The following is a 23551-nucleotide window of genomic DNA, read 5'->3' as shown; positions in this document are numbered from 1 at the left end:
GCGCCAGGATCGGGCAGGTGCACTGGTGGGCAACGGCCGAGCGGCAGGGTGGCGTCATCGGCGTCGAGCAGCTGCGGGCGGTCGGCGTGACGGACGCCCAGCACCGCGGCATGGTCGGGCGCGGCGAGCTCGTCCTGGTACTGCCCGGGGTGTTCCGGGCGCCGTCGACGCCTCTGACCCCCCGCGGGCGCCGGTTCGCCGCCGTCATGTGGTCGCACGGCGTCGTCAGCTACCGCACCGCGGGGCGGATCTGGGACGTCGGGGTCGACGACGACCCGGACGCCGTCGACATCGCGGTGACCGACCGCCGTTCGCGCAACGGCCACCCCGACTTCGTCCGCGTGCACCGCGTGATCCTCGGTCCGGACGACGTCACCGAGGTCGACGGGCTCCCCGTCACCACCCGCAGTCGCACGACCCTGGACCTGGTCGGATCGCTACCCCGGGGGTCGGCGCGCGCCCTGTTCGAACGCGGCTTCCAGAAGCAGTGGTTCACGCTGGCCGATCTCGACCGTCGGCTCGAGCGCGAGAAGGGACGAGCCGGGAACACCCGGTTGCGCGAGCTCCGCGAGGAGATCACGCCGGGAGCGCAGTCGGAGTTCGAGCGCCGCTTCCACCGGCTGCTGCGACGGCACGGCATCACCGGCTGGGAGCCGCAGTACGAGATCCGGACGACGACGGGTGGGACCGTCACCGTCGACCTGGCATTCCCCGGCCGCCGCCTGATCGTGGAGCTCGACGGGTGGGCGACCCACGGCAAGCAGGAACGGTTCGGCCCGGATCGCAAGCGGGACCGACGCACGCTGGTCACCGGGTGGGACACGGTGCGCTACGTCTGGGCCGACCTCGATGATCCCGAGGCGATCATCGCCGAGATCCGGTGTCTTCTTGCAGCGTGAGGCTGCGAGAAGACACAGAATTCGCTACCCCAGAGCGGCGTAGAGGGCGGAGGGGGCCACGGCGCCGACCACGATGCGGCCGTCGGAGAGGAACAGCATCGACAGCAGCCCGCCGTTGGTCTGCAGCAACTGACCGCTCCCCCACGCCCCGGACACCGCCTGGAGGCGGGTGCCGAACTGCGCGGTGGTGGCGTCCTCCGCCTCGGGGGTGAGGTTCGGCGTCGTGATCACGGCGATGCGGGTCCAGGACCGGCCGACCGTGACGGTGCTGCGCAGGCCGAGCAGCGGGTCGGGGCTCGCGGCGAAGTCGGCGTCGACGCTGTCGAAGGTCTGCGCCTCGACGCCCGCGGGTGGCGTGAAGCGGAAGGCCTCGTCGTCGGGCACCTCGAAGGCGATGCTGGTGAACGCGAGATCGATCGACGGGTCGTCGGCGCCCCGCGCGTAGACCTGCGCGGCGAGCGGCATGCGGGTGTCGCCGTCGAGCCACAGCACGATGCGCCCGATGCGGGTGGCGGACGTCGACGGCGGCGTGATGACCAGCTGGTACGCGGGCCGGCCCGCGACCGTGCCGGGGGTCGACACCGTCACCGAGGTCGACGGGTCGACGGCGGCGACGGCTTGGCGGGCGAGGTCGTCGGGGGTGACGGTGGTGCCGTCGACCGGGATGCGGGCGCTGTCGGTGACCCGCCGGGGGTTGGCGATGGACTGGATCGCCACCCGCTCCTGGCTGTCGTACTGCCAGACCTGGTTGCCGTCGCGGAACAGGTCGCTCTCACCCTGGGCGTCCAGGACGGCGATGCGCTGCCGGTCGACCCCGCCGTACCAGACCTTGATGGTGTTGCTGCCCGACATCAACCGGGCGAGCGAGAGGCCCGACGCCGAGCTCGGCGCCTGGTCGATGAGCGTGCTGCGCTGTACCACCGTGCCCGAGTACCCGGCGACGTCGACCCGGCCGAGATCGGCCAGCAGGGAGGCCGCGGTCCGCGGTGGTGGGGTGCTGTTGGCGCCGGCGGTGAACGCCCCGGCGAGCACCAGGGCGACCGTCCCGACCACGACGAGGGGGACCAGGGTCCGCCAGCCGGTCTGCAGGGACGTCCACGGCACGTGGTGAGGATGAGCACGACGCTCTGTGACCCCCCTGAGTCGGGCCGCCCCGGACGGCCGGTCCTGGCAAGCTGACCCCGTGCGCCTGCTCATCGTGGAGGACGAGACCCGACTCGCGACGGCCCTGCAACGCGGGCTGGTCAGCGAGGGGTTCTCCGTCGACATCGCCCACTCCGGTCCGGACGGTCTCCACCTCGCCTCGGAGCAGACCTACGACGTCGTCATCCTCGACATCATGCTGCCGGGGCTGTCCGGCTACCGGATCGTCGAGGCGCTGCGCAAGGCCGAGAACTGGACGCCGATCCTCATGCTCACCGCCAAGGACGGCGAGTACGACGAAGCGGACGCCCTCGACCTCGGCGCCGACGACTACCTCACCAAGCCGTTCTCGTTCGTCGTGCTGGTCGCCCGCATCCGGGCGCTGCTACGGCGCGGCGCGGTCCCCCGCCCGGCGGTGCTCGCCGCGGGCGACCTCGTGCTCGACCCCAGCGCCCACACCGTGAAGCGCGGCGAGGTCGACGTCGAGCTCACCCCCCGCGAGTTCTCGCTGCTCGAGTTCCTCATGCGGCGCGCGGGCGAGGCCGTGAGCAAGTCCGAGATCCTCCACCACGTGTGGGACGTCAACTACGAGGGCGACACCAACGTCGTCGAGGTCTACGTCGGCTACCTGCGCCGCAAGATCGACACCCCGTTCGACCGGGCGACCGTCCAGACCGTCCGCGGCGCGGGGTACCGCCTCGAGCCCGACGGCCGCTGAGCCGCAGCCGGTGACCGCTCAGGCGGAACCCGCCCCCCGCGAGCGAAGTGCGTTCGCTGCGCGCCTGCGGGCCGTGCCGGTCACGTGGTGGCGACGGCTGACCCTGCGCGGCCGGATCAGCCTGGTCAGCACCGGGGTCGTCGCGATCGGGGTCGTCATCGGCGCGGTCGTGCTGGTCCTGGCCGTCCGGATCTCGCTCGAACGCACCCTCGACTCCTCGGCCCAACGGGCCGGCGCCAACGCCGCCGCCCTGTTCCGCGCCAGCGAACCGACGGTGCTCCCGATCAGCGTGGCGGGCGCCGAGCAGGTGCAGGTCGTCAACGCGGCCGGGACGTCGGTGCGGGCGGGGTCGCCGGGCAGCGACCGGGCCAAGCCCCTCATCAACGCCGGCGAGCTGCGGCGGGCGCTGACCGGTCAGGTCATCGAGGTCGACGCGGCGCGGGCCAACGGGGTCGACGACCTCCGGGTCGTCGCCGTCCCGGTCGGCAACACCGACGGCGACGTCGTGCTCGTCGCCACCCCCGCCTCGCGGATCGCCGACGCCGAGAACGCCGTGCGCGACGCCGCACTCGTCGGCGCACCGGTCGGGCTGCTGGCCGTCGCGGTGCTCACCTACCTGGTGGTCGGCCGCACGCTGCGACCGGTCGCGGCGCTGCGGGCGGGTGCCCGGTCGATCGCCGCGGGCGGGCGGGTCGGGCCGGAGGGTCCGCGGCTGCCACTGCCCACCGCCCGCGACGAGATCTACCGCCTCGCCGTCACGCTCAACTCCATGCTCGACCGGATCGCAGCCGCGCAGGAGCGGCAGCGCTCGTTCGTCGACGACGCCGCCCACGAGTTCCGCTCGCCGCTGGCGTCGTTGCGGGTGCAGTTGGAGGTGGCGGCCATGCTCGGCCCCGCCACCGACTGGAACGCGGTGACGGCCGACGCGATGGTCGACGTCGAGCGGCTACAGGCGCTGGTCGACGACATGCTCGCCCTCGCCCGGTTGGACTCCGCGGCCGACCGCCCGAGCGCCGCGGTGGACGAGCGGATCCCGGTCGTGGCCATGACCGAGGACGTCCTCACCGACTACCCCGACGTCACGGCCAGGCTCGACCTCGCAGGCGACGTCGACGTCATCGGGCAGCAGAGCGCCCTGCGCCGCGTGCTCGTCAACCTGCTCGACAACGCCCGCCGCCACGCCCGCTCGCACGTCGAACTGCGGCTGGACCTGCTGCCCGCGGGCGGTGACGTCACCGCCGACACCGTGCGGTTCGTCGTCGCCGACGACGGCCCCGGCATCCCGGTCGAGGAGCGCGACCTGGTATTCGACCGGTTCTACCGGGTCGACATGGCCCGCGCGCGCGACGACGGCGGCACCGGGCTGGGGCTCGCGATCGTGCGTGACGTCGTGGCGGCGCACCACGGCACGGTCACCCTCGGCGACAACCACCCGGGGCTGCTGGCCACCGTCACCGTGCCGGCGGCTCCGGCCGAGTAGCCGAGTTCGGTGTACTTCTGCGGCGTCAGGCCGCAGGAGTACACAGAATCCGGTCTTCAGCCACCGCCTCCACCGCCTCCGCCGCCTCCACCACCGCCTCCGCCGTTGGTGCGGGTGCTGGTACCGGTGCCACCGCCGCTGGGCGAGGTCGAGCAGGCGGGCAGCGGGGTGGAGGTCCCCGTCGGCGTGCTGGTGGGGGTGCTGCCGGGAGTGGTGCAGGTGGGCGCGGGCGAGGTCGGCGCGGTGTAGCGGCCGACCCGGATCGTCACGGGGGTGTCGGGCGGGAAGTAGAGCAGCTCGGTCGGGTCGGTCGACTGCACGATGCCCGCCTGCGCCGGGTCGGTGACGTCCTGCGGCACGGCGCTGACGTTGTTGAACCCGGCGGCGTTCAGCAGCGACGTCGCCTCCTGCTGGGTCTTGCCGCGCACCGACGGCACCATGACCTTGCCGTCGGACACCGAGAGCTGCACCGACGCCCCCTTGGCGGCCGCGGTGTTGCCCTTCGGGCTCTGGTCCGTGACGGTGCCGGCCGGCTGCTGGTTGTGCACGCTCCTCGGGGCCGGGACGTCGAACCCGAGCGCGGTGAGGCGCTCCTGGGCGTCGGCGAACGGGAGTCCGAGCACCGGCGGCACGTTGACCGTGCCCGCCTGGAACACGGTGAAGGTGACCGGCTGGCTCGGGTCCCGCATGGTGTTCGCGGACGGGTCCTGGGTGCAGACGTTGCCCTCGGCAACGGTGATGTCGACACCGTCGCCGCAGGGTCCGTTGCTGACCGCCGGCGACGACACCGGCGCGAAGCCCTTGTCGCGCAGGTCGTTGTTGGCCTGTGCCACGGTCTTGCCGATCAACGCCGGCATGGCGACCTGCTTGACCTTGCTGCTGTCGGAGTTGCGCAGCACCAGGTAGGCCACCAGGACGATGACGACGAGCAACGCCGCCACGACCGAGGCCCAGATGATCGCGCCCCGGCGGGACGACGGCGGATCGTCCGGAGCGTTGTCGTCGTCGAAGCCGATCCCGCCGACTCCCGCCGCCGCGATCACGCCCGGCCGGGCGATGAACTGGGTGCGTTCCTCGTCGGTGAGCGCGGTCTCCGCCCGCACCGGCTGGTCGGCGAGGATGCGCGAGAGGTCGGCGCCCATCTCCCCGGCCGACTGGTACCGGTTCTGCGGGTTCTTCGCCAACGCCTTCATCGTCACCGAGTCCAGCGCGCGCGGGATCTCGGGGTTGAGGGTCGACGGCAGCGGCGGCACCTCGCGCACGTGCTGGTACGCGACGGCGACGGGGGAATCGCCCACGAACGGCGGGCGTCCGGTCACCAGCTCGTAGAGCAGGCAGCCGGTCGAGTAGACGTCGGAGCGGGCGTCGACCTGCTCACCGCGCGCCTGCTCGGGCGAGAGGTACTGCGCGGTGCCGATGACGGCCGCGGTCTGGGTGACGGTCGCGGCGTCGTCGGCGACGGCCCGGGCGATGCCGAAGTCCATGACCTTGACCGAGCCGGTCCGGGTGATCATGACGTTGGCCGGCTTGATGTCGCGGTGCACGATCCCCGCGCGGTGGCTGTAGTCGAGCGCCGAGCAGATCTCGGCCGTGATCTCCATGGCCCGGGTGGCCTGCAGGCTGCCCTCAGCGCGCAGGACGTCGCGCAGGGTGCGGCCCTCGATGAACTCCATGACGATGAACGGCACGGCGCCGTTCGGCCCCATGTCCTCGCCGGTGTCGTAGACCGCGACGATCGAGGGGTGGTTCAACCGGGCGGCCGCCTGCGCCTCGCGGCGGAACCGGACCTGGAAGGACGGGTCGCGGGCGAGGTCCGACCGCAGCACCTTGATCGCGACCTCGCGGCCGAGCCGGATGTCACGTCCCTTGTGCACCTCGGCCATGCCGCCGTACCCGATGAGCTCACCGAGTTCGTAGCGTTCCCCGAACATCCGTGGTTGCGCCACGTCCTACGACCTCCCCGCCGACTTGAGGTACGCCTCGATGACGCTCTTCGCGATCGGCGCCGACCGGTCGCCGCCGGTGGTCTCGTCGGTCGAGGAACCGGCGCCCTCGACGATGACGGCCACGGCGATCTTGGTCGGGCCGGACGCCGTGTAGCCGATGAACCAGGCGTCGGGCTTGCCGCCGTCGTCGCTGGTGAAGCCGGTGTCGGCGGTGCCGGTCTTGCCCGCCACGGTCGTGCCGTCGATGGCCGCCCGCGTGCCGGTGCCGTTCGCGACCACCGACACCATCATCCGGCCGAGGTCGTCGGCCTGGTCGGGCGTCATCACGGTCGCGCGTTCCTTCGGGTCGGTCTTGCTGATGACCGAGAGGTCGGGCGCGAGCTCGCGGTCGACCAGGTACGGCTGCATGAGCACGCCGCGGTTGGCCACGGCCGCGGCGATCATCGCGCCCTGCAGCGGGGTCATGCGGACGTCACGCTGGCCGATGGCCGTCTGCGCCAACGCGGCGCCGTCGACAACCGGGCCGATCGTCGAGCCGTTGACCGGGAGCGGCACCTCCTGGCGGCCGGTGTCGAAGCCGAACAACGAGGCCTTCTCCGCGACCTTGTCCTTGCCGAGCTTGACCGCCTCGATGGCGAACGCGGTGTTGCAGGAGATGGTCAGGGCCTGCTGCAGCGTGATGGTGGAGTTGCCGCAGGACTCGCCCTCGAAGTTCGACAGCGTCGAGGTGGAGTCCGGCAGCTGGTAGGTGGTCGGCGAGTCGATCTTGGTGTCGGGGGTGGCGCCGGCCGCGAGGGCCGCGGCGCTGACGACGACCTTGAACGTCGATCCCGGCGGGTAGATCTGGTTGAACGCGCGGTTCAGCAACGGCTGCGCCGGATCGGCCGCGAGCTTGTCGTAGTAGGCCTCGATGGCGTCGGGATCGTGCGAGCTCAGCTGCGAGGGGTCGTACGAGGGCGTGGACACCGCGGCGAGGATCGCGCCGGTGGTGGGGTCCATCGCCACCACCGCGCCGCGCAGGCCCTGATCCGCCAGCCCGTGGAACGCGGCGAGTTGCGCCTGCGGGTCGATGGTGAGATCGACCCGCCCGCCCTTGGGGTCGCGACCGGTGAGGATGTCATTGAGCCGGGTGCCGAACAGCCGGTCGTCGTTGCCGGACAGCACGCTGTTCTCGGCCGACTCGATGCCGGAGGTTCCGTAGAACAGCGAGTAGTAACCGGTGATCGGCGCGTACTGCGCCCCGCCCGGGTACTCGCGCTGGAACTTCAGGGCGTCTGTCGTGGCGACCGACTGCGCGACCGGGTTGCCGTCGACGACGATCGGCCCGCGCTGCCGGCTGTACTCGGCGAGCAACTGGCGCCGGTTGGCGTCGTTGCTGGCCAGGGACGGCCCCTGGAAGAACTGCACGATCGTCAGGTTGACGAGAAGCGCGACGAGCAGGACCACGAGGGCTCCGCCGACGCGACGGCTGTTGAGGTTCACGCCGTCACCGCCGGTTGCGAGGCGGTGTCCTCGGTGCCGCCGGTCTGTGGCGGAGGCGGTGGCGGCGGGGCGTCACCGGGGCGGCGGGCGGCGTCGGAGATCCGCAGCAGCAGCGCCAGGATCGCGTAGTTCGCCACGAGCGAGGATCCGCCGTACGAGAGGAACGGTGCGGTGAGGCCGGTCTCGGGCAGCAGCCGCGAGACCCCGGCGACGACGATGAACACCTGCAGGCCCATCGAGAACGACAACCCGACCGCGAGCAGCTTGCCGAAGCTGTCGCGCGAGGCGGTGCCGATCGCGAGGCCGCGGGCGACGATCAACGCGTAGACCATGAGCAGCGCCGCGAGCCCGACCAGCCCGATCTCCTCGCCGAACGAGGAGATGATGAAGTCGGTCTGCGCGAGCGGCACGATCTCGGGGTGGCCGCCGCCGAGGCCCGCACCGAACAGCCCACCGGTGCCGAGCCCGAACAACGACTGCGAGAGCTGGTAGCCCGGGTCGCCGGCGCGCTGGGCGAACGGGTCGAGCCAGACGTCGACGCGCAGCTGGACGTTGCTGAACAACCGGTACGCGGCGTACGCCCCCGCACCGAACAGCAGGAACCCGATGACGACCCAGCTGACCCGCGAGGTCGCCACGTAGAGCAGCACGATGAACAGGCCGAAGAACATGAGCGACGTGCCGAGGTCGCGCCCACGGACGAGGACGGCGATGGCGAGCAGCCACGCCACGAGCAGCGGACCGAGGTCGCGGCCGCGGGGCAGGTCGAGCCCGAGGACACGCCGGCCCGCGAGGGAGAGGACGTCGCGCTTGCTCACCAGGTACGCCGAGGCGAAGATCGCCAACGCCAGGCGGGCGAACTCACCGGGCTGGATCGAGAACCCCGCGACCCGGATCCAGATGCGCGCGCCGTTGACCTCGGAGAACTGCGCCGGCAGCACGATCGGCAGGATCAGGAAGAACAGGCCGACCAGCGCGAGGGTGTACGCGTAGCGCTCCAGCACCCGGTGGTCGCGGACGATCAGCAGGACCGCCAGCAGCACGACCAGCCCGATGGCGGTCCACACCACCTGCGCACCCGCGGAACCGCCGTCGAACTCGACGCCGTTGGACTGCGCCTGCACGGCGAGGCCCAGGTCGATGCGGTGGATCATCACCAGGCCGAGGCCGTTGAGGAACACCACCAGCGGCAGCAGCAGCGGGTCGGCGTAGGGCGCGACCTTGCGGATGAGCAGGTGCGCGACGAGGCCGAGGACCAGCGGGACCGCGCCGTAGCTGACGATCCGGCTGCTGACGTGCCCGAAGCGGGTGGCCTCGACGATGCCTTCGGCGAACACCACCAGCGCGACGGCGAACAGGAGCATGACCAGCTCGGTGTTGCGGCGGGTGGGCACCTTCACCGGTGCCGCGGCGCTCACCCCCGCTCCCGGCAGTCGACGCCGGGGGTGGGGACCGACGGCGTGGCCGACGGCGAGCTGGAAGTCGAGGTGCCGGCCGAGCTCGACGCCGGCGTGCGGCCGGGCGAGGTCGGGGCCGTGGTGCGCGGCGTGGTGCGGGGCGGGGTCGAGCGGGCCGTCGCACCGGTGGACGACACCGTCACGCTGGGCGACGACGTGGCGCTGGGCGTCGGGCAGAACGGCAGCAGTTGGGTCGAGATCCGGTCGACGATCTGCTGGGCGTCGCCGCGGTCCTTCGCGGTGATGCCGCTGCGCACCTGGGTGCGGACGACCTCCTGCAGGTCGTCGACGTCGACGTCGGTGCTGACCTCGACCTGCGAGAACTGCAGCGGTCCGAGGGAACTGTTGACCCCGCGGAAGATCGCGACCTTGAGACCGGACTCCCCGACGTAGTACTGGGTCTGGGTCCAGAGGTAGGTGGCGACGGCCGCACCGCCGAGGACGACGACGACGGAGAAGGCGAGGATCCAGTTGCGGCGGCGGTGGTTCGACCGTTGCACCGGGCGTCGGTCGGTCGCCGGCTCGGCGGCGGGGCGGGTCAACGTGGCGGCGCGTTCCGCGGCCGAGAGCATCGTGGTGTCGTCCGACGCCGGCTCGGACGACAGGCCGTCGTCGGCGTCGAGGGCCCCACCGATCACCGGCAGGTCGTCGTTCCACGTGCCGTTGTCGCGTTCGACGACGTCGGCGACGATGCAGGTGACGTTGTCCGGTCCGCCGCCGCGCAACGCGAGGTCGACCAGGCGGTCGGCGCACTCCTGCGGGTCACCCTCCATGAGGGTCTCGGCGAGGGTCTCGGCCGACACGACGTCGGACAGGCCGTCGGAGCACAGCAGGTAGCGGTCGCCGACCCGGGCCTCGCGGATGGAGACGTCGGGTTCCACCTCGGTGCCGGTGATGGCCCGCAGGATCACCGACTTGCGCGGGTGGTGCTGCGCCTCCTCCTCGGTCAGCTTGCCGGAGTCGACGAGGCTCTGGACGTAGGTGTCGTCGTGCGTGATCTGCGCGAACGTCCCGGCGCGGGCGAGGTAGGCGCGGGAGTCGCCGACGTGCACGAGCCCGACCCGCGAGCCCGAGAACCGCAGTGCGGTGAGCGTGGTGCCCATGCCGTCGAGGGCGGGATCGGCGTCGACCGCGTTCGCGACGTCGCGGTTGGCCTGCTCGAACGCCGAACGCAGGTCGCCCAGCAGGTCCTCGACCGGGTGGTCCTCGTCGAGCCGCTCGAGGGCGTTGATGACGGTGGTCGAGGCGACCTCGCCCGCCGCGTGTCCGCCCATGCCGTCGGCGATGGCCAGCAACCGGGGCCCGGCGTAGACCGAGTCCTCGTTGTTGCCGCGCACGAGTCCCTTGTCGGAGCGGACGGCGTAGCGGAGGGCGATCGCCACGTCAGCGCAGTTCCAGGACGGTCTTGCCGATGCGGACGGGCACCCCGACCTCGAGCGGCACGGGCGAGTCGACCTTGTGCTGACCCAGGTAGGTGCCGTTGGTCGAGCCGAGGTCCTCAAGGAACCACCGGCCCTCGGTCTGGCTGATGCGAGCGTGCCTGGTGCTGGCGTAGTCGTCGGTGAGCACGACGGTGGAGTCGTTGGCGCGCCCGATCAGCACCGGGGCGCCCGTGAGGCTGATCCGGGTGCCGGCGAGGTCGCCCGCCGTGATGACCAGGTTCGAGGGGCCGGCGGGGCGTTCGGGGCGCGCCGCGGCCGGGGTTCCCGAGCGGGCCGCGCGGCGCCGCGGCGGTGCGGTGCCGACCCGGTTGGTGCCGGCCGCGCGCAGGTCGGAGCGGATCACGCGCACGGTCGCGAAGACGAACAACCAGAGCAGCACGAGGAACGCGAACCGCATGATCTGGATCGCGAGCGGTGAGTTCACCGCCGTGGCTCCGGGGCGGCGCTCACGAGGCTTCCTGGGTGTAGACCAGCCGGGTGTGGCCGATGCGGATGACGTCGCCGTGCTGCAGCGTGACCGCCTGCTGACCGATCTCGTGACCGTTGACCGTGGTGCCGTTGGTCGAGCCGAGGTCGAAGCAGATGGCGTTGACGCCGTCGAAGTCGACCTCGACGTGCCGGCGCGAGACCCCCTGGTCGAGCAGCTGCAGGTCGGCCTCGGTGCCGCGGCCGACCAGGTTGGCGCCGACCCGCAGCTCCAGGCGGTCGGACGTGCCGTCGACGACGAGGGAGGTGGTCGTGGTGCGGACCCCGCCACGCTCGGGGCTGCCGGCGTCGGCGTACTCGGGCACGCCCACCGGCTGCGCGTACTGCGGCGGGTAGGGGGCGGCGACGGGCTGCTGGAACGCTGGAGGCGGCGCGTAGGGGTTGGGCGCAGCGACCGGTGCCCCGACGGGCTGCTGGTACACGGGCGGGGGCGGCGGGACGGCCCCGGCCATGGGGTCGGCCGCGATCGGTATCGAGAGCGAGTCGTGGGGGCGCGAGCGGGGTGGCGCACCGGGCTCCATGCGCGAGGACACCCCGAACACCCCGGTGTGCAGCGCCGGGTCGAGGGCGAGGATGACCTCGACGTCGCCGATGGTGGTCCAGCCGTTCTCGTCCAGGTGCTCCTGGACCAGTTCGGCGAGCGAGACCGTGAGCTGGGCCTCCCAGGGCAGCAGGCGCTCGTGGTCGGACGGCGAGAGCGTCACGCGGTAGCGGTTCGGGCACATGACCGAACCCTCGCCCGAGCCGGAGCCCGGGAAGACGTTGCGCTTGTCGGCGGCCTCGCGCTGGAGCGCCGCGCCGATCTCGACCGGCTCGACCTGGCCCTTGAACACGCGGGCGAAGGCGGAGCCGACGAGGCTCTCGAGCCGGCGCTCGAAGCGCTGCGCGAGGCTCACGGTGCGAACCCCCTCGTCGTCTCGTCCGGTCCGGGACCGCGGGTGCAGCGCGGACCGGCGGCGCCGGGCGCGCCGCAACGCCAGCATGCTACTGACACCGCCGGAAGGACCGGCACACCACGCGAAACGCCCCGGCCCGTCGGGGCCGGGGCGCTTCTGTCACTCGGGTGGGCGTGGGGAGAGTTGAACTCCCACGTCCTTACGGACACACGGACCTGAACCGTGCGCGTCTGCCATTCCGCCACACGCCCGAGGCGACGGTCGACGTTAGCAGAGCGGCGCCGCTGAACCGCGTCTGGTATCCCGGACGCAGTGCGCTCCCTCCTCGTCGTCCTGGTCGCCCTGGTCTCCGGGGTCGGCGTCCCCGTCATCGCCACCACCCCCGCACACGCCGCCGCGGGCGAGCGCTACGTCGCGCTGGGCGACTCCTACGCCGCGGGCTTCGGCCTCACCCCCACCGACACCTCCCCCGGCGCGGCGGCCTGCGGGCGGGCGGCGACCAACTACCCGCACGAGGTGGCGGAGGAGCTGGGCCTCGACCTGGTCGACGTGACGTGCGGCGGGGCGGTGATCGGTGACTTCGCCGGCTCGCAGCAGACCGGCGGCACGACCGTCCCGCCGCAGTTCGACGCCCTGTCCGCCGACACCCGTCTGGTCACGCTCACCATCGGCGGCAACGACCTGGGCTTCGGGACGATCAGCTCCTACTGCGCGAGCATCGCGGGGCCCGACGGCCCGGTGCTCGGTGGCGACGGCAAGGACGCCAACTGCAAGGCCCACTTCGTCGACGGCGGTGACGACACCCTGGCCGACACGCTGACCAGCAAGGTCGAGCCGGATCTCACCGCGGCCCTGGCCACCATCAAGCAACGCTCGCCCCAGGCGCGCATCGTCGTGGTCGACTACCCGGCGCTGGTGCCCGACGCCGCCCACACGCCGTCCGCGGGCTGCTGGGCCAACCCGCTGCAGCAGAGCAACGTCCTGCCGTTCACCACCACCGACGTCGAGTACCTGTACGGCATCCAGGCCAAGCTCAACCAGACGCTCGCCGACGTCGCCACCCGGGCGGGCGCGGGCGTCGCCTCGGCCTACACCGCGAGCCTCGCCCACACCGCCTGCGGTTCGTCGCCCTGGGTGAACGGGGTGCTGGTGTCCGGGCTGTCCATCAAGGCCGGTTCGCTGCACCCGAACGCCGAGGGTGTCGCGGCCGTCACCGCGGCGACGGTGCCGGTCGCGCGGACGCTGCTCGCCGGCGGCACGGTGACGGCACCGCCGCCGCTGGCCGGCTCCACCGCCGACAACGGCGTGCCCGGGTGGGTGTGGGGTGCGGTCGCGGTCGGCGCCGCGCTGCTGGTCATCGTGGGGTTCGGGGCGTTCCGGGTAGTGCGCCGCCGCCGCTGAGGCGTGGGAGCGGGTAGGACGGACGCATGGAGTATCGACAGCTCGGACGTTCGGGACTACGCGTCTCGACCCTCACCCTCGGCACGATGGGCTTCGGCGGCGCCGGGGACTTCAGCAAGGTCGGCACGGCCGACCTGGACGCGGCGAAGCGGCAGCTCGACCTCGCCCGCGACCACGGCGTGAACCTCGTCGACACCGCCGACATGTACTCGGCCGGGTTGTCCGAGCAGATCGTCGGCGAGGCGCTGGAGGGCACCCGCGACGACTGGTTGATCGCCACCAAGGTCCGCTTCCCGATGGGCGAGGGACCGAACGACGCCGGGCTCTCGCGCCACCACGTGATCCGCGGGTGCGAGGCCTCGCTGCGACGGCTGCGCACCGACCACATCGACCTCTACCAGGTGCACGAGTGGGACGGCGCCACGCCGCTCGAGGAGACGCTCGGCGCGCTGGACACCCTCGTCCAGCAGGGCAAGGTCCGCTACGTCGGCGCGAGCAACTACGCCGGCTGGCAGCTGATGAAGGCCCTCGGCATCTCCGAGCGCGATCACCTCGCGCGCTTCGTGAGCCAGCAGATCTACTACTCGCTGCAGGCCCGCGACGCCGAGAACGAACTGTTGCCCGCTGCAGCGGACCAGGGCCTCGGGGTGCTGGTGTGGAGCCCGATCGCGGCCGGCCTGCTCTCCGGCAAGTACTCCCGAGGCGAGGACGGCAAGCTGGCCGGGCCCTCGGGTTCGCGGCAGCTCGCCGACTGGGGCGAGCCGCCCATCGACGACCCCGACCGCCTGTTCGCCACCCTCGACGTCCTGCGCTCGGTCGCCGACGCCCACGGCGTCTCCGGCGCCCAGGTCGCCCTGGCGTGGACGTTGCAGCGCCCGACCATCACGTCACTGATCGTCGGCGCCCGCACCGAGGAGCAGCTGACCGACAACCTGGCGTCGGTCGACCTGCAGCTCACCGACGAGGACGTCGCCCGGCTCACCGAGGTCAGCCAGGTGCCGCTGCTCTACCCGTACTGGCACCAGGCGGCCAACGCCCGTGACCGACTCTCCGACGCCGACCGGATCCTGCTCGGCCCGTTCCTGGACTGAGCCGAATCCTGTGTACTCCTGCGGCGTCGGGCTGCAGGAGTACACAGAATCCGGTCTCGGGAGAGCGGTCAGGCCCGGGGGACGTCGAGTTCGGCAAGGATCGCGTCGCTGACCTGGTCGACCGGCATCGTGCCGTCGACGTGGTGCACCAGGCCGCGTTCGCGGAAGAAGGCGATGACCGGCGCGGTCTCGGCCTCGTAGACGTCCAGACGGTGTCGGACGACCTCGTCGGTGTCGTCGTCGCGGCCGCGCGCGAGGGTGCGTTCGACGAGGGTGTCGGTGGGGACGTCGAGCACGATGACGGCATCGGGCGGGGCGGTCTCGTCGGTCTGGCCCGGGGCGCGCCACACGGCCGCCTGCTCGGCCTGGGCGACGGTCCGGGGGAACCCGTCGAGCAGGTAGCCGCCGCCTCGCGCGGCGTCGACCACGGTCGGCATGACGAGGTCGAGGATCAACTCGTCGGGAACGAGCGTGCCGCTCGTGAGGTGGTGCTCGACGGCGCGGCCGAGGTCGGTCCCGCTCGCGACCTCGTGACGCAGGAGGTCGCCCGCCGCGATGTGCTGGAGGTTGAGCCGGTCGGCGAGCACCGCACCCTGGGTGCCCTTGCCGGATCCGGGCGGGCCGATGAGCAGCACGTTCATCCGCGGGATCGTCCTCTGCGGCCGGGACCGGCCCGCAGCCGGGCGAGGTCAGAGCGGTCCGGGTCTCAGCGCAGCAGGAGCAGCACCAGGCCGCCGACCACGAGCACCAGCAGGACGACGAGCGCCACGATGGTGGCCACGACCTCACCCGAGGGCGTGCGCCGGTACCAGCGCCGGAGCCGCCGGAAGCGGCGTGGACGCGGCCGTCCAGCCGCGGCGGGTGGCACCGGCGCGCCACTCGGTGGCGGCGGTGAACCGGGGGTGGTCACGGGCCCTGTCTACCGGCTCCGGGCCGCCGGGAAGAGGTACGGCAGGTAAATCTTCTGTGTCCCTCAGCGTCGGTCCGACGTCGTACGGTCGGCTTTACCTGGTTCTGACACAGAGGCCGTCCATGAGACGCACAGGAACAGCACAGCGCCGATGGTCACGGTGGAGGACATGACCAGCTCGCCCGACCCGCAGGACCCGTCGCAGCAGCCTCACCAGGGTGCGCCGACCGGCCAGAACACCCCCGACCAGCACACCAGCCCGTACGGCACCGATCCGTACCGGTCCCCGGGCTACACCGGTCACGGCGCCACCCCGCCGTACGGCGGGGGCCACGGCTCGCCGGGCCCGGGCGCCGAGGCGGGTGCCGGCACGCCCGGCGGGTACGGCAACCAGGGGTACGGCAACCCGGGGTACGGCACGGGCAGCTACGGCGGCAGCAGCTACGGCTCGTCGCCGTACGGGGCGTCGCCGTACGGAACCTCGTCGTACGGCACGTCGTCGTACGGCGCGGGTTGGGACGCCCCGGCGTCCACGGTCTCGTCCCCCGCTCCGAAGCGCGGCGGCACCGGACGCACGGTGCTGATCGCCGCGGTCGTCGCGGTGGTCGTGGGCGGCGGGGTCGGCGCCGGCGCAGCGGCCCTGGTCAGCGACAACTCGTCGGGGTCGTCCGCGGGGCTGGCGCAGAGCACCCAGGCGGCACCCGCGGCCAAGCTCGACGGCAGCGTCGCCTCCGCGGCCAGCGCGATCAGCCCGAGCGTCGTCACCCTCTCGGTGGCGTCGGGGCAGAGCGGCGGGACGGGCTCGGGCATCGTCATCAAGAACGACGGCGGCACCGGGTACGTCCTCACCAACAACCACGTCGTGACCCTCGACAGCCAGACGCAGGCGAGCTCGAACCAGATCACCGTGACCCTGCCCGACGGCAGCACGAAGGACGCGACCGTGGTCGGCACCGACCCGGCCGACGACCTCGCCGTGGTCAAGGTCGAGGCCTCGGGCCTGAAGGCCGCGACGTTCTCGTCGTCGTCGAAGCTGCAGGTGGGGCAGACGGTCGTCGCCATGGGCGCACCGCTGGGCCTGTCCAACACCGTCACCTCGGGCATCGTCAGCGCGCTCTCACGCCCGGTGGCCACGGGCGACGGCAACGACGCCTCGATCTTCAACGCCATCCAGACCGACGCCGCGATCAACCCGGGCAACTCCGGCGGCCCGCTGGTCGACCTCAACGGCAACGTGGTCGGCATCAACTCCGCCATCGCGGGCACCGGTGACTCCAGCTCGGGAACGCAGAGCGGCAACATCGGCATCGGGTTCGCGATCCCGTCCGACGAAGCCGAGCGGATCGCGAACGAGCTGATCACCACCGGCAAGGCCACGCACGCGGTCCTCGGCATCACCGTCAACGGCGCGCAGCAACAGTCCGGCCCCACCAGTGGCGCCGGCGCGAAGGTGGGCACGGTGCAGTCCGGCAGCCCCGCCCAGAAGGCCGGGATCAAGTCCGGTGACGTGATCACCAAGATCGGTGGTCAGCGCATCGACGACTCCATCGGCGCCATCGCGGCCACCCGCTCCTACGCCCCGGGCACGACCGTGCCGGTGATCGTCAGCAGCGGCGGACAGACCAAGACGGTCAACGTCACGCTCGGCAGCTCGACCGACAACTGACACGCAGGGCTGGCATCCTCTGCACATGCCGACGCACGAGGTCACCAACGTCGTCCCGCCTCGGCCCGCCACCAACGTGGCCGACGACGACCTGGTGCTGCAGGCGGCGCTGACCGCGGCCGGTGTCACCGACACCGGCCGCAAGGCCGTGGCGGCCCTCGGCGAGCTCGCCGGGTCCGAGCAGGCCCGGGAGTGGGGGCGGCAGGCCAACCGGTCCGGCCCGGAGCTCAAGGCGTTCGAAGCCGCGGGGAACCGGGTCGACGAGGTCGAGTTCCACCCGGCGTGGCACCGGTTGCTCGAGGTGGCGACGGGTCACGGGTTGCACGGAACGCCCTGGGCCTCCCCCGAGCCCGACGCCCACACCGTGCGCGCCGCGGGGTTCTTCGCGTGGAGCCAGGCCGAGGCCGGCCACGGCTGCCCGGTGTCGATGACCTACTCGGTGGTCCCGGCGCTGCGGCGAGCGCCGTCGCTCGCGGCGCGGTACGAGCCCGGCCTCACCGCCACCGCCTACGAATTCGGGCTGCGGGAGTCCACCACCAAGGCCGGGTTGCTCGCCGGCATGGGGATGACCGAGAAGCAGGGCGGTTCCGACGTCCGGGCCAACACGACCCAGGCGGTGCCGGTCAACGACCACCACGTGCTCACCGGGCACAAGTGGTTCTGCTCAGCACCGATGAGCGATCTGTTCCTCGTGCTGGCCCAGGCGCCGGAAGGTCTGTCGTGCTTCCTGGTGCCGCGGGTGCTGCCCGACGGCAGCCGCAACCGGTTCGCACTGCAACGGTTGAAGGACAAGCTCGGCAACCGCTCCAACGCCTCGAGCGAGGTGGAGTTCGACGGCACGGTCGGCTTCCTCGTCGGTGAGTCCGGCCGCGGGGTCCGCACGATCATCGACATGGTCACCATGACCCGGCTCGACTGCGTCATCGGCTCGGCGTCGGGGCAGCGAGCGGCGTTCTCAGAAGCGTTGCACCATGCAACTCATCGGCGGACGTTCGGCGCCCGCCTGCTCGACCAGCCGGCCATGCGCGAGGTCCTGGCCGATCTGGCCGTCGAGTCCGCCGCCGCCACCGCCGTCGCGATCCGGTTGGCCCAGGCGGTCGACACCGGCGAGAGCGCGTTCCTGCGCCTCGCGGTCGCGGCCTCGAAGTACTGGGTCTGCAAGCGCACGCTCGTGACCGTCGGCGAGGCCCTCGAGTGCCTCGGCGGCAACGGCTACGTCGAGGACAGCGTGATGCCGCGGCTGCTGCGCGAGTCACCGTTGAACTCGATCTGGGAGGGCTCGGGCAACGTCATCGCCCTCGACGTCCTGCGCGCGGTGCGGCGGGATCCGGCGAGCCTGGCAGCTGTCCGCGAGGAGTTGGTCACCGGTGCCGACCCGGCGCTCGACGCCGCGATCGCCGACCTGGACACCCTCGCGGCCGGCGCCGACGAGACCTCGGCCCGGCAGTTCGCCGGTGCTCTGGCCCGCTGCCTGCAGGCGTCGTTGCTGGTCCGCCACCACGACCCGGCGCTCGCCACCCGGTTCATCACGACCCGCATCGCCGCGGCACCGCCCGCGGTGTTCGGCGACCGCCCCGGGCCGGACACCGCCGGCGTGCTCGCCGCCGTCGGCGCGGGCTGAAGCCGCGGTGCGGCAAGCGGTCGCGTTCCTGGATGTAGCGGTCGTCGCCCTCGCCCTGGCGGGCGCAGCCACCACCCGGTCGCGTGCCTGGGGCTGGGTGCTGATGCTGGCGTCCGGCGCCTGGCTGCCGGCCAACAACGCCGTGCTCGAGGGGCCGATCCTCGTGACGGTCGCGGCGGACCACGGTCTGACCGTCTCCGACTGCTTCGGGATCGCCGGGGTGATCGTCGGGGGGCTGCTCACCTGGCCGCCCGGCCGGTGGCGACCCGGGTGGTGGCTGGTGGCCCGGGCCGCCGTGGTGGCCGGGGTGATCGTGCTGGGGTTCCTGACGGCGCTGGTCGTCACCGACGAGCGGGTCGAGGACCAGTTCGGGTCACAGGGCCGATCCCCAGCTGTCCGGGTCCATCGCGCGTCGGCCGTCCCCCTCGCACCCTGACGCTGGCGGCCGCGGTGACCCATCGACTGATGCGCCTCGGTGGCGGGATGGTCGCGCCACTGAGGTTCTCCCGCCGCAACCACCGCCGGGCGTTCCCGGCGTCAGGCCGCCTGGTCGTCGACCTCGCTGCGGCGACGTCGTTGACCGCGGGTCTCGTGCTTGGCGGGCGTCGGCAGGACGTAGGACGGGCCGGGCCGGTGGCCCCAGCCCCAGCGGTACCAAGCCCAGGCCTTGACCCGGTCGATGACGGTTCGTTTGCGCGCCGCTGGCGGTCGATAGGTCGGGCCTTCCGGCCCGTGCCCGAGCGCCTTGTCCAGCGCACCGTTGTACTCCACCGAGCGTGTGTACATGGGTTTCCGGTGCTTCGACAGGAGGTGAGATCTGATCGAGACATCAACCGCTCAGCGTTCTCGAACCTGCCGCTGATCTCACCTCCACAGGTCGCCCGGCCGCACCTGAGCGCGGTCAGCGCAGCAGCTTGGACATCCGCCGGTCGGCCAACGGCTTGCCACCGGTCTGGCAGGTCGGGCAGTACTGGAACGACTTGTCGTAGAGCGAGACCTCCCGCACGGTGTCGCCGCAGACCGGGCACGGCAGCCCGGTGCGCGCGTGGACCTGCAGGCCGCTGCGTTTCTCACCCTTCAGGGTCGCGGCTTTCTGACCGACGGAGCGGTCGACGGCCGCCGTGAGGGTGGAGATGGTCGCTTCGTAGAGCGTGGCCATCTCGCCCTCGGTGAGGCGCGCGGCGATCTTGAACGGCGACAGGTGGGCCGCGTGCAGGATCTCGTCGGAGTAGGCGTTGCCGATCCCTGCGATGACGGTCTGCTCGGTGAGCGCGCCCTTGATCTGTTGCCGTTGCCCCGCCAACGCAGCGGTGAAGCCCTCGAGGTCCAGGGACAACGCATCCGGGCCGAGGCGCGCGATGCCGGGGACCTCGGAGGGGTCCTTGGCCAGGTAGACCGCGAGCCGCTTCTGGGTGCCGGCCTCGGTGAGGTCGAATCCGCCCTCGGCCTCGGTCTCCGGGTCGACGAGGTGGACCCGGAGCGCCAACGGCCCCTTGCCGGGCTTCGGCGGGATCGGCGAGAGCTTGTCGCTCCACCGCAACCAACCGGCGCGGGACAGGTGCGTCACGAGGTGGAGGCCGTCGACGTCGAGATCGAGGAACTTGCCGTGCCGCGCCGCCCCGGTCACGGTCATGCCCTGAAGCGCGGCCAGGGGCGGGTCGAACGTCTTGACGGCGCTGAACGACGCCTGGTCGACCCGTGTGACGATCCGCCCGACCGCGCGCTCGCGTAGGAACGCGGCGAGCGCCTCCACCTCCGGCAACTCCGGCATGCGACGAGCGTAGTCAGCTACCGCCGCGCCGGGATGCTCAAGAACCACAGTTCGAGTTGCGTCAGTGCTGACCTCACCCGAAGCTGCTCTTGAGTTTCCCGGTCCCCCGGCCGGTTCCGCCCGTCACCCACCCCCGAAGGTGACCCCCCATGCCCAGCCCTGCCCTGCCGCTCATCCGTGCCACCGCGGCCAACGCCATCAAGGCGGTCACCGCCAGTTCGCCGAACTCACGGATCCCCAAGCCGCTGAAGTTCGACCAGAACCGGCACCTGCTCTCGCGCTTCGCCTTCGGGCCGTGGGGCAGCGACAACCCCGGCACACCCGACACCTGGTTCGAGAAGCAGGTGGTGCTGGGCCAGAAGTCGGCGGGGTACGCCGGGATCGCGGGCCTGACCGACCTCTACCCCTACCTGCTCCGGCCGCCCGCCCAGACCCGCGCGCAACTGACCGCCGAGGGGAACCTGTACGGGGGCACTTCGCAGGACCAGGTGCTCAGAGCCACCCTGGCGTTGCAGGCCTGGAGCCCGGCGCAGTTGTACGAGACCGTCGTCGACTTCTTCAGCAACCGGCTCAACGTCGCCAACTACTCCGACGGCGTGTGGGCCAACCGCGCCTCCTACGACCGCGACGTCATCCGGGCCAACGCCTTCGGTACGTACCGGGCGATGCTCACCGCGGCCATGAAGCACCCGGCGATGCTGATGTACCTCAACGGGGACGTGTCGACCTGGGTGGCTCCGAACGAGAACCTCGGCCGAGAGCTGCTGGAGTTGCACACGGTCGGGATCACCGCCGGTTACACCCAGACCGACGTGGTCGACTCGGCTCGCATCCTCACCGGGCGCGGTGTGGACGGCCGGTTCTCGGACTACCAGTGGAGCAACGGCGCGCACTCCCCCGGACCCGTGCAGGTCCTGGGCTTCACCCACGCCAACGCCAGCACCGCCACCGGTGAAGAGATGGGCGATGCGTACGTCGCCTACCTCGCCACCCACCCGGCCACGGCCACCAGCCTCGCGCGCGCCCTCTGCGTGCGGTTCGTCTCGGACACCCCTTCGGCCGAGCTGGTGCAAGCCGTCGCCGACACCTACCTCGCGAACGACACCGCGATCGTGCCGATGCTGCGCACGATCCTGCGCTCGACCGAGTTCTGGGACAGTCGGGGCCGGAAGCTCCGGCGGCCGATGGAGAACGTCATCGCCACCGTGCGGCAGCTCAAGCTCACCGCCGTCGATCTCGACAAGGGGGCGACAGCCTTGGCCAACCTGGGCTCCGGGCTGGGCAACCGGCCGCTGCAAGCCGCGGCACCGCCCGGGTACGCCGACACCCAGCAGTCGTGGCTCTCGGCCGGCGCGTTGCTGCGCCTGTGGAACGCACAGCTGAACCTGCTCAACGGAGCGTGGCCGGACTCGATCACCAAGCCCACACCCGACTTCCTCTACGGCGGACCGGCCCCGGCGACGGTCTCGGTCGCCCTCGATGCCTTGGCCAAGACGCTCATCGGCACGGCCATGACGACCAACGAGCAGAACGCCCTGCTCGAGTACCTCGGCGAGTCGCCCGGTCTGTCGCTGACGCGGTCCAAGTTGCCCAGCATCCTGCCGCACGTCGCGGCGCAGTTGCTCCACACCGCCCACCACCACCTGCGCTGACCCGGCGCCACTCCCGTCCGACCCTCCGCCCCCGAGGAGAACCCGTGAACCCGCCCCCCGCCGTCGACCCGTTGACCCGACACGCCGCCGAGGTCGGCGCCGCCCTCGAGAGTCAGGACCAGGCTTGGTCCAAGGGTTTCACCCGCCGGCGCTTCATCCAGGGCGCCGGCATGGTCGGCGTCGCTGCGCTCGGCACCCAACTCGTCACCACCCGCGCCTCGTTCGCCGCGCCGACCGCTGCCGGCGCCGACCCGACCTCGCTGAACTCGATGGTCGTGGTGTTCCTGCGCGGCGGCTGCGACGGTCTGCGGGTCGTCGTCCCGAACTCGTCGACGCTCGGCTTCGACCACCTCGCGCAAGCTCGACCCGCGCTGCTTCCGGCAGCCTCGACCCTGCTGCCGCTGGCCGACGGTTGGGCGGCGAACGCCAGCCTCGCGCCGCTGATGTCGCTGTGGAACAGCGGCGAACTCGCCTTCGTCCCCGCGGTCGCGACGAGCCCCCTGCGCAGCCACACCACCGCGGCCCGGTACATGGAATCCGGCGGCCAGCCCACCCTCACCACCGGATACCTCGATCGCCTGCTCACCACCCTCGGCCCGGGAACCACGTTCCGCGCGGTGAGCGCCGGCTACGGCCAGCCCGACTCGTTCCAGGGCTACGAGGAGAAGATCGCACTCGACTCGTTGTCGGCCTACTCGATGCCGGGCTGGAGCACGGAGGACGCGGCTGTAGCCGCCGAATCCCTGTACCGGGGGCTCGACATGCCGCTGGCATCCAAGGTCCGTGACACCGTGGCGTCGCTCGCCACCGCGGCCACCGCGCGGGCGCAGGCGACACCCGCGAACGGCGCCGTGTACCCGAGCAACAACAGCTTCGCGAGCGGCCTGCGCGACATCGCCGCGATGCTCAAGGCCGAAGTCGGGTTGCAGGTCGCCACCGTCGACGTCGGAGGCTTCGACACCCACACCGACGAAGCGAACGACCTCGACCGGCTCCTCCTGTCCGTCTCCCAGTCGCTGGCGGCGTTCATGACCGACCTCGGCCCGCAGCGCCGGTCACGGGTGACGGTCGTGGTCATGAGCGAGTTCGGTCGGCGCGTTGCCCAGAACGCCAGCGGTGGTTCCGATCACGGATTCGGTGGGCTGATGTGGTTGCTCGGCGGTGGCCTCACGAAGTCACAGGTCGCCGGCCGATGGGATCAGCTGTCACCGACCGCTCTCGACCAGGGGGACGTACGAGGCCTCAACAGCCCCTTCGACGTTCTCGGCGAGGTCGCAACCGCCCGACTCGGAGCGGGGTCACTTGTGACCATGTTCCCGGACTTGGCACCCGCACCGCTGGGGCTTCTCCGCCGCTGATCACGCTCCCACCGGCTCGGCAACTCTGGCTTGACTGACAACCACCTCGTCCGCTCGTGCCCAGGTCGAGGAAAATACGACTATGAGCAGCCCAGCCGCGTTACCCAGCGGCCCATGACACACCCAAAGCGT

The 23551-nt window shown here is 71.9% G+C and carries 21 protein-coding genes and 1 tRNA gene; 10 read left to right on the top strand and 12 right to left on the bottom strand.

What is annotated here, in order from left to right; all coding sequences use genetic code 11:
- The first annotated feature begins 17 nt into the window (after positions 1-17).
- Positions 18-899 (top strand): DUF559 domain-containing protein, encoded by an 882-nt coding sequence (locus ACXR2U_RS08860; RefSeq protein WP_458824607.1) that lies wholly within the window; start codon positions 18-20, stop codon positions 897-899.
- 24 nt (positions 900-923) lie between these two features.
- On the opposite strand, the gene ACXR2U_RS08855 is transcribed toward ACXR2U_RS08860, so the two are convergent.
- Complete coding sequence (locus tag ACXR2U_RS08855; protein ID WP_458824606.1) at positions 924-2003, bottom strand: LolA family protein; 1080 nt, start codon at positions 2001-2003, stop codon at positions 924-926.
- Positions 2004-2082: 79 nt separating this feature from the next.
- On the opposite strand from ACXR2U_RS08855, the gene ACXR2U_RS08850 reads away from it, so the two are divergent.
- Together ACXR2U_RS08850 and ACXR2U_RS08845 are read left to right on the top strand one after the other, a co-directional pair.
- Complete coding sequence (locus ACXR2U_RS08850) at positions 2083-2760, top strand: response regulator (protein ID WP_458824605.1); 678 nt, start codon at positions 2083-2085, stop codon at positions 2758-2760.
- Positions 2761-2770: 10 nt separating this feature from the next.
- Complete coding sequence (locus ACXR2U_RS08845; RefSeq protein WP_458824604.1) at positions 2771-4240, top strand: sensor histidine kinase; 1470 nt, start codon at positions 2771-2773, stop codon at positions 4238-4240.
- 56 nt (positions 4241-4296) lie between these two features.
- Here ACXR2U_RS08845 and pknB read toward each other — a convergent pair whose 3' ends face one another.
- The 7 genes from pknB to ACXR2U_RS08810 all read right to left on the bottom strand — a co-directional run bounded on the left by pknB (position 4297) and on the right by ACXR2U_RS08810 (position 12200).
- On the bottom strand, positions 4297-6171 hold the full coding sequence (gene pknB, locus ACXR2U_RS08840) for a Stk1 family PASTA domain-containing Ser/Thr kinase (RefSeq protein ID WP_458824618.1): 1875 nt from the start codon (positions 6169-6171) through the stop codon (positions 4297-4299).
- Positions 6172-6189: 18 nt separating this feature from the next.
- Positions 6190-7668, bottom strand: a complete 1479-nt coding sequence (locus tag ACXR2U_RS08835) for a peptidoglycan D,D-transpeptidase FtsI family protein (RefSeq protein ID WP_458824603.1) — start codon at positions 7666-7668, stop codon at positions 6190-6192.
- Positions 7665-9032 (bottom strand): FtsW/RodA/SpoVE family cell cycle protein, encoded by a 1368-nt coding sequence (locus ACXR2U_RS08830; protein WP_458824617.1) that lies wholly within the window; start codon positions 9030-9032, stop codon positions 7665-7667. The genes ACXR2U_RS08835 and ACXR2U_RS08830 overlap by 4 nt, the downstream gene beginning before the upstream one ends.
- Positions 9033-9082: 50 nt before the next feature.
- Positions 9083-10507, bottom strand: coding sequence for a PP2C family protein-serine/threonine phosphatase (locus ACXR2U_RS08825; protein ID WP_458824602.1), 1425 nt, complete (start codon positions 10505-10507; stop codon positions 9083-9085).
- Between the two features lies 1 nt (position 10508).
- Positions 10509-10991, bottom strand: a complete 483-nt coding sequence (locus ACXR2U_RS08820) for an FHA domain-containing protein FhaB/FipA (protein WP_458824601.1) — start codon at positions 10989-10991, stop codon at positions 10509-10511.
- 22 nt (positions 10992-11013) lie between these two features.
- Positions 11014-11949: an FhaA domain-containing protein gene (locus tag ACXR2U_RS08815; RefSeq protein WP_458824600.1), complete on the bottom strand. Its 936-nt coding sequence runs from the start codon at positions 11947-11949 to the stop codon at positions 11014-11016.
- Between the two features lie 168 nt (positions 11950-12117).
- A tRNA-Leu gene (locus ACXR2U_RS08810) sits at positions 12118-12200 on the bottom strand.
- A 61-nt stretch (positions 12201-12261) separates the two neighbouring features.
- On the opposite strand from ACXR2U_RS08810, the gene ACXR2U_RS08805 reads away from it, so the two are divergent.
- On the top strand, positions 12262-13350 hold the full coding sequence (locus tag ACXR2U_RS08805; protein ID WP_458824599.1) for an SGNH/GDSL hydrolase family protein: 1089 nt from the start codon (positions 12262-12264) through the stop codon (positions 13348-13350).
- Between the two features lie 26 nt (positions 13351-13376).
- Positions 13377-14441 carry an aldo/keto reductase gene (locus ACXR2U_RS08800; RefSeq protein WP_458824598.1) on the top strand — a complete coding sequence of 355 codons (1065 nt, stop codon included), beginning with the start codon at positions 13377-13379 and terminating at the stop codon, positions 14439-14441.
- A gap of 68 nt (positions 14442-14509) precedes the next feature.
- On the opposite strand, the gene ACXR2U_RS08795 is transcribed toward ACXR2U_RS08800, so the two are convergent.
- Both ACXR2U_RS08795 and ACXR2U_RS08790 read right to left on the bottom strand, forming a co-directional pair.
- The gene (locus ACXR2U_RS08795) at positions 14510-15082 is read right to left on the bottom strand and encodes an adenylate kinase (protein WP_458824597.1); all 573 of its coding nucleotides are present in this window, start codon (positions 15080-15082) and stop codon (positions 14510-14512) included.
- A gap of 65 nt (positions 15083-15147) precedes the next feature.
- On the bottom strand, positions 15148-15351 hold the full coding sequence (locus ACXR2U_RS08790; protein ID WP_458824596.1) for a hypothetical protein: 204 nt from the start codon (positions 15349-15351) through the stop codon (positions 15148-15150).
- 169 nt (positions 15352-15520) lie between these two features.
- Between ACXR2U_RS08790 and ACXR2U_RS08785 the strand changes: the two genes are divergently transcribed.
- Genes ACXR2U_RS08785 through ACXR2U_RS08775 form a run of 3 tightly spaced genes read left to right on the top strand, consistent with a single transcriptional unit; the run spans position 15521 to position 19074 of the window.
- A complete protein-coding gene (locus tag ACXR2U_RS08785) occupies positions 15521-17017 on the top strand; it encodes a S1C family serine protease (RefSeq protein WP_458824595.1) in 1497 nt (498 codons plus the stop codon).
- A 25-nt stretch (positions 17018-17042) separates the two neighbouring features.
- Positions 17043-18638, top strand: a complete 1596-nt coding sequence (locus ACXR2U_RS08780; protein WP_458824594.1) for an acyl-CoA dehydrogenase family protein — start codon at positions 17043-17045, stop codon at positions 18636-18638.
- A gap of 7 nt (positions 18639-18645) precedes the next feature.
- Positions 18646-19074: a hypothetical protein gene (locus tag ACXR2U_RS08775; protein ID WP_458824593.1), complete on the top strand. Its 429-nt coding sequence runs from the start codon at positions 18646-18648 to the stop codon at positions 19072-19074.
- 101 nt (positions 19075-19175) lie between these two features.
- Here the strand turns inward: ACXR2U_RS08775 and ACXR2U_RS08770 are convergent, their stop codons facing one another.
- Complete coding sequence (locus ACXR2U_RS08770; protein ID WP_458824592.1) at positions 19176-19424, bottom strand: hypothetical protein; 249 nt, start codon at positions 19422-19424, stop codon at positions 19176-19178.
- 115 nt (positions 19425-19539) lie between these two features.
- Positions 19540-20409 (bottom strand): Fpg/Nei family DNA glycosylase, encoded by an 870-nt coding sequence (locus ACXR2U_RS08765; RefSeq protein WP_458824591.1) that lies wholly within the window; start codon positions 20407-20409, stop codon positions 19540-19542.
- A gap of 149 nt (positions 20410-20558) precedes the next feature.
- On the opposite strand from ACXR2U_RS08765, the gene ACXR2U_RS08760 reads away from it, so the two are divergent.
- The gene (locus ACXR2U_RS08760; RefSeq protein ID WP_458824590.1) at positions 20559-22061 is read left to right on the top strand and encodes a DUF1800 domain-containing protein; all 1503 of its coding nucleotides are present in this window, start codon (positions 20559-20561) and stop codon (positions 22059-22061) included.
- Positions 22062-22105: 44 nt separating this feature from the next.
- The gene (locus ACXR2U_RS08755) at positions 22106-23419 is read left to right on the top strand and encodes a DUF1501 domain-containing protein (RefSeq protein WP_458824589.1); all 1314 of its coding nucleotides are present in this window, start codon (positions 22106-22108) and stop codon (positions 23417-23419) included.
- Positions 23420-23551 lie beyond the last annotated feature (132 nt).

This window comes from Jatrophihabitans sp. YIM 134969 (assembly GCF_054456675.1).
Note: the sequence above shows the minus strand (reverse complement) of the source record. Positions and strands in the feature narration are given on the sequence as shown.

Excerpts from the sequence above, each read along its gene's own strand:
- pknB (WP_458824618.1), bottom strand. The coding sequence starts at position 6,171 with ATGTTCGGGGAACGCTACGAACTCGGTGAGCTCATCGGGTACGGCGGC.
- ACXR2U_RS08830 (WP_458824617.1), bottom strand. The coding sequence starts at position 9,032 with ATGCTCCTGTTCGCCGTCGCGCTGGTGGTGTTCGCCGAAGGCATCGTC.
- ACXR2U_RS08800 (WP_458824598.1), top strand. The coding sequence starts at position 13,377 with ATGGAGTATCGACAGCTCGGACGTTCGGGACTACGCGTCTCGACCCTC.
- ACXR2U_RS08795 (WP_458824597.1), bottom strand. The coding sequence starts at position 15,082 with ATGAACGTGCTGCTCATCGGCCCGCCCGGATCCGGCAAGGGCACCCAG.
- ACXR2U_RS08785 (WP_458824595.1), top strand. The coding sequence starts at position 15,521 with ATGACCAGCTCGCCCGACCCGCAGGACCCGTCGCAGCAGCCTCACCAG.
- ACXR2U_RS08780 (WP_458824594.1), top strand. The coding sequence starts at position 17,043 with ATGCCGACGCACGAGGTCACCAACGTCGTCCCGCCTCGGCCCGCCACC.
- ACXR2U_RS08770 (WP_458824592.1), bottom strand. The coding sequence starts at position 19,424 with ATGTACACACGCTCGGTGGAGTACAACGGTGCGCTGGACAAGGCGCTC.
- ACXR2U_RS08765 (WP_458824591.1), bottom strand. The coding sequence starts at position 20,409 with ATGCCGGAGTTGCCGGAGGTGGAGGCGCTCGCCGCGTTCCTACGCGAG.
- ACXR2U_RS08760 (WP_458824590.1), top strand. The coding sequence starts at position 20,559 with ATGCCCAGCCCTGCCCTGCCGCTCATCCGTGCCACCGCGGCCAACGCC.